Origin of the sequence: Quadrisphaera granulorum, from assembly GCF_003149145.1 — a bacterium.
GTDB lineage: Bacteria > Actinomycetota > Actinomycetes > Actinomycetales > Quadrisphaeraceae > Quadrisphaera > Quadrisphaera granulorum.
On record NZ_QGDQ01000014.1, the window covers coordinates 43,746 to 56,472 of the forward strand.

The following is a 12,727-nucleotide window of genomic DNA, read 5'->3' on the forward strand; positions in this document are numbered from 1 at the left end:
TCACCGGACCCCTCGGCTAGGTTCGGGGGCGTGTCAGGCGCCGACGACGTGATCCGGGTCCTCCTCGTCGACGACCAGCAGCTGCTGCGCGCCGGCTTCCGCATGGTCATCGACTCCCAGCCCGACCTGCAGGTGGTGGGGGAGGCCGGCGACGGCGAGCAGGCCGTGTCGATGGCGCGGGCGGTGACGCCCGACGTCGTCCTCATGGATGTCCGCATGCCGCGCCTCGACGGCATCGAGGCCACCGCCCGCATCACGGCGTCCCTGCCGGAGTCGAAGGTGGTGGTGCTCACCACCTTCGACATCGACGAGTACGCCCTGGCCGCGATCCGCGCCGGCGCCAGCGGCTTCCTCCTCAAGGACGCACCCCCGGAGGAGCTGCTGGCCGCGGTGCGCACCGTGCACGCGGGAGACGCCGTCATCGCGCCGTCCACCACCCGGCGCCTGCTGGAGCACGTCGCGCCGCTGCTGGCGGCGGAGGGAGCCGACGACGGCACCGGCGCCAGCGCCCTCGACGCCCTCACCGAGCGCGAGCGCGAAGTGCTCGTGCTCATGGCGCGCGGCCGGTCCAACACCGAGATCGCAGGAGACCTCCACGTGGCAGAGGCCACGGTCAAGACTCACGTCGGCCGGGTGCTCGCCAAGCTCGGCGCCCGCGACCGCGTCCAGGCCGTGGTCACCGCCTACGAGACCGGCCTGGTGCGACCCGGCGGGTAGCCTCGCGGCACGTGAGCCACGCGCCCTCCAGCCAGCCCGCCCAGCAGCCCCACGTCAGCCAGCAGCCCCAGAACGCCCAGCAGCCCCAGAACACGCAGCACCCGCTCCCGCAGGCGGTGCTGTGGGACATGGACGGCACCCTCGTCGACACCGAGCCGTACTGGTTCAACGCTCAGTTCGGCCTGGTCGCTGATCACGGAGGGTCCTGGTCGGAGGACCAGGCCCGCTCCCTGGTAGGGGCCGACCTGCGCGAGTCGGCCCGCCGGCTGCGCACCGAGGGCGGGGTGGACCTCCCGCTCGAGGACGTCGCCGCCGAGATCCTTCGCCGCGTCGTCGCGCAGTTCCAGGCCGGGGCGCCCTGGCGTCCCGGCGGCCGTGAGCTCCTGGCGGCCGTCCGCGCCGCCGGTGTGCCGTGCGCCCTCGTGACGATGTCGTGGGAGGTGCTCGCCCGCGAGTTCGTCGCGCTGCTGCCCGCGGGCACTTTTGATGCCGTCGTCACCGGCGACGTCGTCAAGCGAGGCAAGCCCGCCCCCGACCCCTACCTCGAGGCCGCCCGGCGCCTCGGCGTCGACCCTGCCCGCTGCGTGGCCCTGGAGGACTCGACCACCGGCATCAGCAGCGCGCTCGCGGCGGGTGTGCCGACGGTCGGCATCCCGTGCGTCGTGGAGCTGGAGGCGCGCCCGGGTCTGGTGCGGGTGGCGTCCCTGGAGGGTCGGGACGTCGCTTGGCTCGCGGCGGTGGCCGCCGGTGCCGCCGGTGACGAGGGAGCCTCCACGCCGCTGCAGCGATAACGGGCAGGCGGTCTCGCAGGCAACACGGATGAATCGTGCGCGTGACCGGATCGTGACGCTTCAATCGTCACCTCGACTGTCCGCCGAGGTTCTTACGGCCTAGCGTGCTGCGCGCTGCCGATCCGCCACCCGGATGCGGCCCGACCGTCGATGCTCGAGGAGAACCCTGTGCGAGCCCTCCGCCGTCCTGCCCGACCTGGACCCGGTTCCACTGCCCGCCGCGGCCAGCGCCTGCTGGGAGCGGCGGCCGCTGTCGTGGCCGCCGCCGTCGCCCTGACGGGCTGCGCGCAGAGCGAGCGCGACACCGCGACGAGCGATGGCTCCAGCGGGTCCGGGGGTGGGGGCGGCACCTTCGTCTTCGCGGCCTCGTCCGACCCGGTCATGCTCGACCCCGCCTTCGCCTCCGACGGCGAGACGTTCCGCGTGGCCCGGCAGATGTTCGAGGGCCTGGTGGGCACCCAGCCCGGCACCGCCGACCCCGCCCCGCTGCTCGCGGAGAAGTGGACCGGCAGCGCCGACGGCCTCACGTGGACGTTCGACCTCAAGCAGGGCGTGAAGTTCTCCGACGGCACCGACTTCAACGGCGAGGCGGTCTGCGCGAACTTCGACCGTTGGTACAACTGGACCGGCGTCAACCAGTCCGGGAACATCAGCTACTACTACGGCTCGATCTTCAAGGGCTTCAAGGCCAGCGAAGACCCGACCAAGCAGGGCGGCATCTACGGCGGCTGCACCGCCCCGTCCGCCAGTCAGGCCGTGGTGACGCTGACGCAGCCGTTCGCGGGCTTCGTCCAGGCGCTGTCGCTGCCGGCTTTCTCCATGCAGAGCCCCACGGCGATGGAGAAGTACGACGCCGACAACACCGGCGGCACCGAGGACGACCCGCGCTTCTCCTCCTACGCCACCGAGCACCCGACCGGCACCGGCCCGTTCGTCTTCGAGTCCTGGGAGCGCGGCCAGGAGGTCAGGCTCAAGCCCAACCCGACCTACTGGGGCGAGAAGCCCAAGGTCGACGAGGTCATCATCCGCACCATCGCCGATGGCAACGCCCGCCTTCAGGCGCTGCAGGCCGGTGACATCGACGGCTACGACCTGGTGGCCCCCGGTGACATTGAGGGCCTGAAGTCGGGTGGCTTCCAGGTGCTCAACCGCCCGGCGTTCAACATCCTCTACCTGGGCTTCAACCAGGCGAACCCGGCACTGGCCGACGTCCGCGTCCGCCAGGCGATCTCCTACGCCATCGACAAGGACGCCGTCATCAGCCAGTCGCTGCCGGAGGGCAGCAAGCCGGCGATCGAGTTCATCCCCGACACCGTCGCGGGCTACAACCCGAACGTCACGACGTACCCCTACGACCCGGCCAAGGCCAAGCAGCTGCTCGCCGAGGCCGGGCAGTCGAACCTGACGCTCGACTTCAACTACCCGACCGACGTGTCCCGCCCGTACATGCCGGCGCCGGAGGCCACGTTCACGGCCATCCAGAGCCAGCTGCAGGCCGTGGGCATCACGGTCAACCCCGTCGCGAACAAGTGGAGCCCGGACTACCTGGACAAGATCCAGGGCGGTTCCGACCACGGCATCCACCTGCTGGGCTGGACCGGTGACTACAACGACCCCGACAACTTCCTCGGTGTCTTCTTCGGCCAGAAGTCCAACGAGTGGGGCTTCGACAACCCGCAGCTGTTCCAGGCGCTGACCGCGGCTCGCGGCCTGCCCACCCGCGACGAGCAGGTGCCCGCCTACCAGGCCATCAACGAGCAGATCGCGCAGTTCGTGCCGGGTGTGCCGATCTCCTCGCCGGTGCCGTCCCTGGCGTTCTCCAAGGCCGTGCAGGGCTACCAGCCCTCGCCCGTCCAGGACGAGGTCTGGAACACCATCAGCATCGCGACGTCCTGACACTGGGCTGACGGCCCGCTGAGGTCACCGTGCTGAGGTTCGTCGTCCGGCGCCTGCTGCTGCTGGTGCCGGTGCTGGCGGGGCTCGTGGTCTTGCTCTTCGCATGGCTGCGGGCCCTGCCCGGCGACCCGGCCCGCGCGCTGCTCGGGCAGCGTGCGACGCCGGCGTCCATCGCGCAGGTCAACGCCGCGTACGGCTTCGACCAGCCGCTGCCGGTGCAGTTCGTCACCTACGTGGGGCGCCTCCTGCGCGGTGACCTGGGCTCCTCCAGCGCTTCGGGGGAGCCGGTGCTGGACGCGTTCCTGTCGCGCTTCCCCGCGACCATCGAACTGAGCATCGCGGCGCTGCTGTTCGCCGTCGTCCTCGGCATCCCGCTGGGGTACGCGGCGGCGCAGCGCGCCGGGGGACTGCTCGATACGATCATGGTGGGTGGCTCGCTGCTCGGCGTGACCATCCCCGTGTTCTTCCTCGCGTACCTGCTGAAGATCGTGTTCTCGCAGTGGCTACCGCTGCTGCCGACGTCGGGTCGGCAGGACCCGCGCATCGACGCCACCCACGTCACGGGGTTCTACGTGCTCGACGGGATCCTCACGCGCGAGTGGGACGCCAGCTGGGACGCGATCGTCCACCTCGTCCTCCCGGGCATCGCGCTCGGCACCATCCCGCTGGCGATCATCGTGCGCATCACGCGCGCGTCCGTGCTGGAGGTGCTCGGAGAGGACCACGTCCGCACCGCGCGGGCGAAGGGCCTGCCACGCGCGCTCATCAGCCGTCGGCACGTGCTGCGCAACGCGCTGCTGCCGGTGGTGACCACCATCGGCCTGCAGACCGGTCTGCTGTTCTCCGGGGCTGTGCTCACCGAGTCGGTGTTCGCGTTCAACGGCATCGGCAGCTACCTGTTCCAGGCCATCAGCCAGCTCGACTACGCCGTGCTGCAGGGGTTCATCCTCTTCATCGCGCTGACGTACGCGCTGGTCAACCTCGTGGTCGACATCCTCTACGGAGTCATCGACCCCCGCGTGAGACTGAGCTGAGAGGGGCTGGGACGGACATGACCCAGGTCTCCGACGCCCTCGGACCCGCCACCCCCACCGCGCCCGACCCGGACGCGGTCGGCAGCGGCGGGCTGTGGCACAGCGCGTGGCGCCGGCTGCGGCGCAACCCCACGGCCATCGCTGGTGCCGTCATCGTGCTGGCGTTCCTGCTGGTGGCGATCTTCGCGCCGCTCATCGCGCCCGGAGAGCCCGGCGTACCGCTGCCCAACAGCGGCGTGACGCCGAGCTCGGTTCCGGGGCCGTCGCCAGGGCACCCGCTGGGCCTGGACAGCCCCGGCACCGACCTGCTGACGCAGCTGGTGTTCGGTGCGCGGCAGTCGCTGCTCATCGGCGTGGTGTCCACCGCGCTGGGCCTGGCCGGTGGGGCCGTCCTCGGTGTGCTGGCCGGCGGCATCGGCGGCTGGGTCGACACCGTGGTGATGCGCCTGGTGGACATCCTCCTGTCCATCCCGTCGCTGCTGCTGGCGGTGAGCGTCGCGGCGATCCTCGGGCAGCGGCCGATCTCGGTGATGATCGCCATCGCGGCAGCGCAGGTGCCGATCTTCGCGCGACTGCTGCGCGGCTCGATGCTCGCGCAGCGCGGCTCCGACTACGTGCTGGCCGTCCACTCTCTGGGCGTGCGACGGCGCACCGTCGTCATGAGTCACCTGCTGCCCAACTCCCTGGGCCCGGTCATCGTGCAGGCCACCCTGACGCTGGCGACGGCGATCATCGAGGTGGCGGCGCTGAGCTACCTGGGCCTGGGCGCCTCCAACCCCTCCACGGCCGAGTGGGGACGCATGCTCGTCAACGCGCAGTCGCGCCTGGCCACCGACCCGCACCTGGCGATCTGGCCGGGGGCCTGCATCGCCGTCACGGCGTTGGGTTTCACCCTCCTCGGCGAGGCCCTCCGCGAGGCACTCGACCCCAAGGGCAGGAAGTAGTGGCGCTCCTCGAGGTCAGGGACCTCTCCGTGGCGTTCCCCGGCGGGTCGGGGCGTGGTGCGTCGTCGTCGAAAGCCGTTGACGGGGTCACCTTCGACGTGGAGGCCGGTCAGGTGGCCGGGCTCGTGGGGGAGTCCGGGTCGGGCAAGTCGGTGACGTCGCTGGCCGTCATGGGTCTGCTGCCGAAGACGGCGCAGGTCACGGGCACGGCGTCCTTCGACGGGCGCGACCTGCTGTCGCTGCCGGAGAAGCAGCTGGAGGGAGTGCGGGGCCGCGACGTCGCGATGGTCTTCCAGGACCCGATGACCTCGCTGAACCCCGTGGTCACCGTCGGCACGCAGATCACCGAGGTGCTGCGGCGCCACACGGGCGCCTCCCGGAAGGCCGCGCGTGACGAAGCGGGCGAGCTGCTGGCGCGGGTGGGCATCCCGGCGCCGGTGCGGCGACTGCGGGAGTACCCGCACCAGCTCTCCGGCGGCATGCGGCAGCGGGCGATGATCGCCATTGCGCTGGCCTGTCGGCCGAAGCTGCTCATCGCTGACGAACCGACGACGGCGCTCGACGTGACCATCCAGGCGCAGGTACTGGAGCTGCTGAGCGACCTCGTGCGCGAACGAGGCACGGCCATGCTGCTCATCACCCACGACCTGGGCGTGGTCGCGGGCCTGTGCGACACCGTGACGGTCATGTACTCCGGCCGTGTGGTGGAGCGGGCGGGCCGGCACGAGCTGTTCGCGCGGCCGCGTCACCGGTACACCTCGGGGCTGCTGGCGTCGGTGCCGAGGCTGGACGCGCCGCGCGGGCAGCGGCTCACGCCGATCCCGGGCACCCCCCGCGACGTCATCGGCTGGACCGACGGCTGCGCCTTCGCGCCGCGGTGCACCGCGGTCTCCGACGACTGCCGCGTGCCCGACCTGCCGTTGGAGCAGGACGATGACGCGCCGGCCGCGGCCGGGCAGCACCTGCTGCGTTGCGCCCACCCCGTCCCGGCCGCAGAGCCGCCGCCATCACAGCAGGAGCAGCAGGAGCGCAGCGCATGAGCACCCCCGACTCCAGCGCCCCCGACTCCAGCGCCCCCGGCTCCAGCCGCCAGGTCGACGTGCTGCTGTCCGCGCGCGGCGTCGCGGTGCACTACCCCGGCCGCGGCTCGCTGCTGCGGCGCGCGGCCTCGCCCATCAAGGCGGTGGACGGCGTCGACCTCGACGTGCGGCGCGGGGAGACGTACGGCCTCGTAGGGGAGTCCGGCTGCGGCAAGTCGACGCTGGGGCGGGCGCTGTTGCGCCTCACCGAGCCGACGGCGGGCACGATCACCCTCGACGGCACGGACCTGCGGTCGCTGGGCACAGAGCAACTGCGCCGGGCGCGCCGCCGGATGCAGATGGTCTTTCAAGACCCGATGGCCAGCCTCGACCCGCGGATGGACGTCGAGGCCGCTGTCTCCGAGCCGCTGCGGGCCCACGGCCTGTTCCCCGGGAGGGGGGAGCGGGCGGCGCGGGTGCGGGAGCTGCTCGGCCTGGTCGGGTTGCCGGCGTCAGCAGCGAGGCGGTACCCGCACGAGTTCTCCGGCGGGCAGCGTCAGCGCATCGGCATCGCGCGGGCGTTGGCCGCCGAGCCGGCGCTCGTCGTCGCCGATGAGCCCGTCAGCGCCCTCGACGTGTCCGTGCAGGCGCAGGTGCTCAACCTCCTGGAGGACCTGCAGGAGCAGCTGGGCCTGACGTACCTGATCATCGCGCACGACCTCGCGGTGGTGCGGCACTCCAGCGACCGGGTCGGCGTCATGTACCTCGGTGGCATCGTGGAGGAAGCCGACTCCGACGACCTCTACGCCCAACCGCTGCACCCGTACACGCTGTCGCTGATGTCGGCGGTGCCGGTGCCGGACCCGACGGTGGAGGACTCCCGCGAGCGGATCCTCCTCACGGGAGACCTGCCCAGCCCCGCTGACCCGCCGTCGGGCTGCCGGTTCCACACCCGGTGCCCGTTCGTGCAGCCGACGCGGTGCGCCGACGAGCGGCCGCAGCTGCGGGAGCTGGGTCTTCCGGACATCGGGGCTCCCGGGGCCTCTGGGGCGACGACGGGCGGGACGCCCCACCGGGTGGCCTGCCACTGGGCCGAGGCGATCCGCGACGGCCAGCTCGCGCCGTCGTCGGCCTCGCACGACCCCACCGCTGTCGAGCCGGTCTAGCTGGCCGGCCCCGATAACGGTCCAGACAGCGGCCCAGACAGCGGCACGGGCAGCGGCGGGGGTGTGCCGCCGAACTCCGGGCACAGCGCCTGGTGGGCGCACCAGCCGCAGAGCTTGCTGCGTCGGGGCCGCCAGTCTCCGCTCTCGCGGGCCTTCTCGATGGCCGCCGACAGCGCCTCGAGCTTGCGCTCGGTGGCGAGCAGGTCTTCCTCGGTGGGTTGCAGCCGCAGCACCACGCCGTCTCCGAGGTAGACGAGCTGCAGGAGCGCCGGCACGACGCCCTTGAGCCGCCACACGGCCAGGGCGTAGAAGCGCATCTGGAACAGCGCTTTGCCTTCGAAGCCCTCCCCGGGGCTGCGGCCTGTCTTGTAGTCGACCACACGCACCATGCCGTTGGGGGCGACGTCGACCCTGTCGATGATGCCCCGCAGCAGCAGGCCGGAGGCGAGCTCCGTCTCGATCCGCATCTCCCGCTCGGCGGGCTCGAGGCGGGTGGGATCTTCCAGGGTGAACCAGGTCCGCACGAGCGCCGCGGCGGAGGCCAGCCACTCGGCCTCCTCCGGGGAGGACTCCTCGAACAGCGCCGTGACGTCGGGTTCGTCGACGCGCAGCTGCTCCCACCGCCCCGGCAGCAGCCCCTCGGCCGCCTCGGGCGTGCGCTGTGCGGCGGGCAGGTCGAAGAGGTGCTCCAGCGCGGAGTGCACCAGCGTGCCCCGCACCGCCGCGGCCGACGGCGGCTCGGGCAGCTTGTCGACCGTGCGGAACCGGTACAGCAGCGGGCACTGCTGGAAGTCGCTCGCCCGTGACGGCGACAGCGACCGACGGCTCACTACCGCTTGGGCAGCACCGGCCTGGGCAGCACTGTCGGGTGCGACCTGGAGATCGGAGGAAGCGGACACGGGAACCACGGTAGGCGGCACCACCGACAGCCCCCCGTACGCTGTGACGATGGCTGGGGCGACGTCCGAGCGCTCCGAGGGTCTGGTCCTGGGGCGCCTGCTCGGTGTCCCCGTGATCCTGGCGCGGTCGTGGTTCGTCATCGCCGTCGTCATCACCCTCCTCTTCCACGGCTCGGTGGTGCGCACCGCGCCCGACCTCGGCCCGGTCGCCTCCTACGCCGTCGCGTTCTGCTACGCCGTGTTGCTGGGTGTCTCGGTGCTCGTCCACGAGCTGGCGCACGCGCTGGTGGCTCGCTCGTTCGGCCTGCCCGCGACGCGCATCGTGCTGACCCTGTGGGGCGGGCACACCCAGTTCGAGTCCGACCTGCCCTCGCCCGGGCGCAGCTTCGCCGTCGCCGTCGCCGGCCCGGTCGCCAACGGGCTCCTCGCGGTGCTGGCGTGGTTGCCGCTGCAGCTGGCCGACGTGCCGCCGCTGCCGTCGCTGCTGCTGTTCGCGGCGGTGCTCACCAACGCCTTCGTCGCGGTGTTCAACGTGCTGCCGGGGCTTCCGCTGGACGGTGGTCGGCTCCTCGAGGCGGTGGTCTGGCGCCTGGGCGGAGACCGTGACCTCGGCACCCTCGCCGCAGGCTGGGCGGGCCGGGTGCTCGCCGTCGTCGTGCCCGTCGTGGCGCTCGGGTGGCCGCTGCTAGAGGGCAGCCGGCCCGACATCGTCACGGCCATCTGGGCGTGCGCTCTCGGCGCCCTGCTCTGGACGGGCGCCGGTGGTGCGCTGCAGGGCGCGAACATCCGCCGCCGTGCCCCGAGGGCCCGCGCCCGCGATCTCGCCCGGCCCGCCGTGGGAGTCCCCGCCGACGCCAGCCTGGCTCACGCCCTCGAGATCGCCGCCGCAGCAGGGGCCACCGCAGGGGTCTCCGGCGGTGCCTGGGTGGTGCTCGTCGGCCCGGACGGACGCCCTGCGGCGCTGCTCGACCCCGACGCCGTGAGCGCCGTACCGCCCGACCGGCGGGCGCTGGTGCCCGCGAGCTCGGCCGCCCGTGCGCTGCTGCCGGGCACCGCCCTGCCGGACCATCTGACCGGCACCGACCTGCTGCGTGCCATGTCGGGCCAGTCGAGCGAGGAGTGGGTGCTGATCGATGCCGGGGGCGCCGTCAGCGGTCTGCTGCTGGCCCGCGACGTCGTCGCCGTCGTCATGGGTTCCCGAGCACAGACCCGCTAAGTCCTCCTGAACACGCATCCCAGATCCACGAGAACCACAAGGAGTGATCGAGCCGTGAGCACCGGCTCCGCGCTGCGGCGCGGCCCGTTCCGGGTGGGTGACCGGGTGCAGCTGACCGACCCGCGCGGTCGCCTGCACACCATCACCCTGGCGCCCGGCGCCACCTTCCACACCCACCGCGGGCACCTGCAGCACGAGCAGCTCATCGGCTCACCGGACGGCTCCGTGGTGGTGAGCACCTCCGGTCACGAGTACCTGGCCCTGCGCCCGCTCCTGGCCGACCACGTGCTCTCGATGCCGCGCGGCGCGGCGGTCGTCTACCCCAAGGACGCCGGGCAGATCGTCGCCATGGCCGACGTCTTTCCCGGGGCGCGCGTGGTGGAAGCAGGCGTCGGCTCGGGCGCGCTGTCGATGTCGCTGCTGCGGGCCGTCGGTGACGACGGGCACGTGCACTCCTACGAGCGCCGCGCCGACTTCGCCGACATCGCCCGCGGCAACGTCGAGGGCTTCTTCGGTGGCCCGCACCCCGCGTGGCGGGTCACCGTGGGTGACCTCGCCACCGCGTTGGTGGACCCCGAGGACGGCGAGGAGCCGGGCAGCGTCGACAGGGTGGTGCTCGACATGCTCGCCCCGTGGGAGTGCCTGGAGTCGGTGGCGACCGTGCTGGCCCCTGGCGGCGTGCTCATCGCCTACGTCGCCACCGCCACGCAGCTGTCACGGCTCGCGGAGGACCTGCGCGGCGCCGGCTGCTGGACCGAGCCCAGCGCGTGGGAGTCGCTCGTGCGCGGCTGGCACCTGGAGGGCTTGTCCGTCCGCCCGGAGCACCGCATGATCGGCCACACGGGCTTCCTGCTGACGAGCCGGCGCCTCGCGCCGGGCACCAGCGCGCCGCAGCGGCGCCGCCGTCCGGCGCCCGGTGCCAGCGACGAGACCGGCACGCTGGTCTCCCCGTGGGCGGAGGAAGAGTTCGACGACGCCGCGCTCGGGGTCCGCGGCACCTCGGACAAGAAGCTGCGGCGTTCGGCGCGGGACGCCGCGCGGATCGCCGACGCCGCGTCCGCGTCGTCGTCGTCATCATCAGCTTCGTCATCTGCCGGGCTATCTGCGGCCGCGGGGGAGTCGGCTTCGTCACAGCCGGGTGACGGTCCTGTTGCAGCAGGGGGGAACACCCCGCGCGAGGTCTGAGCCGGGAGTTATCGTCGAGCACGGACTCGACTCCGGCCCGCTTCGTGCGGGCCGTGCGGAGGTGTGCCATGTCAGACGCGAACGCAGATCGTCAGCAGGTCCAGGCCGAGGCGGACCGCCCGGCCGAGCACCACGAGCCGCCTGCCCAGCGGCGCGCGGCGGACGGCTTGCGCGAGGAGGTGGGTGCCCTGCGCCGGCGCCTCGCCGAGACTCCTGCCCGCACTCGCGCCCTGGAGGAACGGGCGGCTGAGCTGGAGCGGCAGTTGTCGGCGTCCACCTCGCAGAACGACAGGCTGGTCCACACCCTCACCGAGGCGCGCGCCCGGTTGGTCGAGCTCAAGAGCGAGGTGGAGCGCCTCGCTCAGCCCCCGTCGGGCTACGCGACGTTCCTGGAGCTCCACGAGGACGGCTCCGCCGACGTCGTGCAGGCCGGCCGCAAGGTGCGTGTGGCAGTCAGCCCCGCAGTCGACGCCGCCGCCCTCGGCCACGGCCAGGAGGTGCTCCTCAACGAGTCCCTCAACGTCGTCAAGGCCGGCGGATACGACCGCATCGGTGAGGTGGTCACCCTCAAGGAGGTGCTCGACGGCGGCCGCGCGCTCGTGACGGCCCATGCTGACGAGGAGCGCGTGGTGCGTCTGGCGGCGCCGCTGCAGGCCGCCAAGCTCCGCGTCGGTGATGCGCTCAACCTCGACCCGCGCAGCTCGGTGGTCTTCGAGAAGGTGCCGAAGGCCGAGGTCGAGGAGCTCCTCCTGGAGGAGGTCCCCGACATCGAGTACACCGACATCGGTGGTCTGGCCGGGCAGATCGAGGCCATCCGCGACGCCGTGGAGCTGCCGTTCGCCCACCCGGAGCTGTTCCGCGAGCACGGGCTCAAGGCGCCCAAGGGCATCCTGCTGTACGGCCCGCCGGGCTGCGGCAAGACGCTCATCGCCAAGGCGGTGGCGCGTTCGCTGAGCAAGCAGGCCGCCGAGCGCCAGGGCAAGTCCGAGGTGCGCAGCTACTTCCTCAACATCAAGGGCCCGGAGCTGCTCAACAAGTACGTGGGCGAGACCGAGCGGCATATTCGCCTGATCTTCGCCCGCGCCCGTGAGAAGGCCTCCGAGGGCACGCCCGTCATCGTCTTCTTCGACGAGATGGAGTCGCTGTTCCGCACGCGCGGGTCCGGCGTCTCCTCCGACACCGAGACGACGATCGTGCCGCAGCTGCTGGCCGAGATCGACGGCGTGGAGCGGCTGGAGAACGTCATCGTCATCGGCGCCTCCAACCGCGAGGACATGATCGACCCGGCCATCCTGCGACCCGGCCGCCTCGACGTGAAGATCAAGATCGAGCGTCCGGACGCCCAGGCGGCGCTCGACGTCTTCGCCAAGTACCTGACGCCCGACCTGCCGCTGCACGCGGACGACCTTGCCGCCCACGGCGGGTCTCCGAGCGCCACGGCCGCCGCGATGATCGAGCGGACCGTCGAGCGGATGTACGCGGAGTCCGAGGAGAACCAGTTCCTCGAGGTCACCTACGCCAACGGTGACAAGGAGGTCCTGTACTTCAAGGACTTCAACTCCGGCGCGATGATCCAGAACATCGTCGACAGGGCCAAGAAGTCCGCCATCAAGGACCTCCTGACCACCGGGCAGCGCGGTATCCGCATCGAGCACCTGCTCGACGCCTGCGTGGACGAGTTCAAGGAGAACGAGGACCTGCCCAACACCACCAACCCCGACGACTGGGCGCGGATCTCGGGCAAGAAGGGCGAGCGGATCACCTACATCCGCACGATCATCCAGGGCAAGCAGGGCTCCGAGCCGGGTCGCAGCATCGACACCGTCAACGGGACCGGGCAGTACCTCTGACGGCCTGACC

Annotated in this window: 11 protein-coding genes; 10 read left to right on the forward strand and 1 reads right to left on the reverse strand. The window is 72.0% G+C overall.

Annotated elements, in window-relative coordinates; translation table 11 throughout:
* Positions 1 to 30: 30 nt before the first annotated feature.
* The 7 genes from BXY45_RS12120 (at position 31) to BXY45_RS12150 (ending at position 7,567) form a co-directional block, all read left to right on the forward strand.
* Positions 31 to 717 carry a response regulator gene (locus tag BXY45_RS12120; RefSeq protein ID WP_281270590.1) on the forward strand — a complete coding sequence of 229 codons (687 nt, stop codon included), beginning with the start codon at positions 31 to 33 and terminating at the stop codon, positions 715 to 717.
* 11 nt (positions 718 to 728) lie between these two features.
* On the forward strand, positions 729 to 1,508 hold the full coding sequence (locus BXY45_RS12125; protein ID WP_245961778.1) for an HAD family hydrolase: 780 nt from the start codon (positions 729 to 731) through the stop codon (positions 1,506 to 1,508).
* Between the two features lie 168 nt (positions 1,509 to 1,676).
* Positions 1,677 to 3,404 carry an ABC transporter substrate-binding protein gene (locus BXY45_RS12130; RefSeq protein ID WP_245961779.1) on the forward strand — a complete coding sequence of 576 codons (1,728 nt, stop codon included), beginning with the start codon at positions 1,677 to 1,679 and terminating at the stop codon, positions 3,402 to 3,404.
* A 29-nt stretch (positions 3,405 to 3,433) separates the two neighbouring features.
* Complete coding sequence (locus BXY45_RS12135) at positions 3,434 to 4,438, forward strand: ABC transporter permease (RefSeq protein WP_109774768.1); 1,005 nt, start codon at positions 3,434 to 3,436, stop codon at positions 4,436 to 4,438.
* A 17-nt stretch (positions 4,439 to 4,455) separates the two neighbouring features.
* Complete coding sequence (locus BXY45_RS12140) at positions 4,456 to 5,382, forward strand: ABC transporter permease (RefSeq protein ID WP_109774769.1); 927 nt, start codon at positions 4,456 to 4,458, stop codon at positions 5,380 to 5,382.
* On the forward strand, positions 5,382 to 6,422 hold the full coding sequence (locus BXY45_RS12145; RefSeq protein ID WP_109774770.1) for an ABC transporter ATP-binding protein: 1,041 nt from the start codon (positions 5,382 to 5,384) through the stop codon (positions 6,420 to 6,422). The genes BXY45_RS12140 and BXY45_RS12145 overlap by 1 nt, the downstream gene beginning before the upstream one ends.
* A complete protein-coding gene (locus BXY45_RS12150) occupies positions 6,419 to 7,567 on the forward strand; it encodes an ABC transporter ATP-binding protein (RefSeq protein WP_109774771.1) in 1,149 nt (382 codons plus the stop codon). The genes BXY45_RS12145 and BXY45_RS12150 overlap by 4 nt, the downstream gene beginning before the upstream one ends.
* On the opposite strand, the gene BXY45_RS12155 is transcribed toward BXY45_RS12150, so the two are convergent.
* Entirely contained in the window at positions 7,564 to 8,466 is a 903-nt protein-coding gene (locus BXY45_RS12155; protein ID WP_245961780.1) for a RecB family exonuclease, read from the reverse strand. The genes BXY45_RS12150 and BXY45_RS12155 overlap by 4 nt on opposite strands.
* A gap of 49 nt (positions 8,467 to 8,515) precedes the next feature.
* Here BXY45_RS12155 and BXY45_RS12160 point away from each other — a divergent pair, with 49 nt between their 5' ends.
* From BXY45_RS12160 to arc, 3 genes are all read left to right on the forward strand, one after another.
* Positions 8,516 to 9,682, forward strand: a complete 1,167-nt coding sequence (locus BXY45_RS12160) for a site-2 protease family protein (protein WP_109774773.1) — start codon at positions 8,516 to 8,518, stop codon at positions 9,680 to 9,682.
* Between the two features lie 54 nt (positions 9,683 to 9,736).
* On the forward strand, positions 9,737 to 10,867 hold the full coding sequence (locus BXY45_RS12165) for a tRNA (adenine-N1)-methyltransferase (protein ID WP_109774774.1): 1,131 nt from the start codon (positions 9,737 to 9,739) through the stop codon (positions 10,865 to 10,867).
* Positions 10,868 to 10,935: 68 nt separating this feature from the next.
* The gene (gene arc / locus BXY45_RS12170) at positions 10,936 to 12,717 is read left to right on the forward strand and encodes a proteasome ATPase (protein ID WP_109774775.1); all 1,782 of its coding nucleotides are present in this window, start codon (positions 10,936 to 10,938) and stop codon (positions 12,715 to 12,717) included.
* Positions 12,718 to 12,727: the final 10 nt, after the last annotated feature.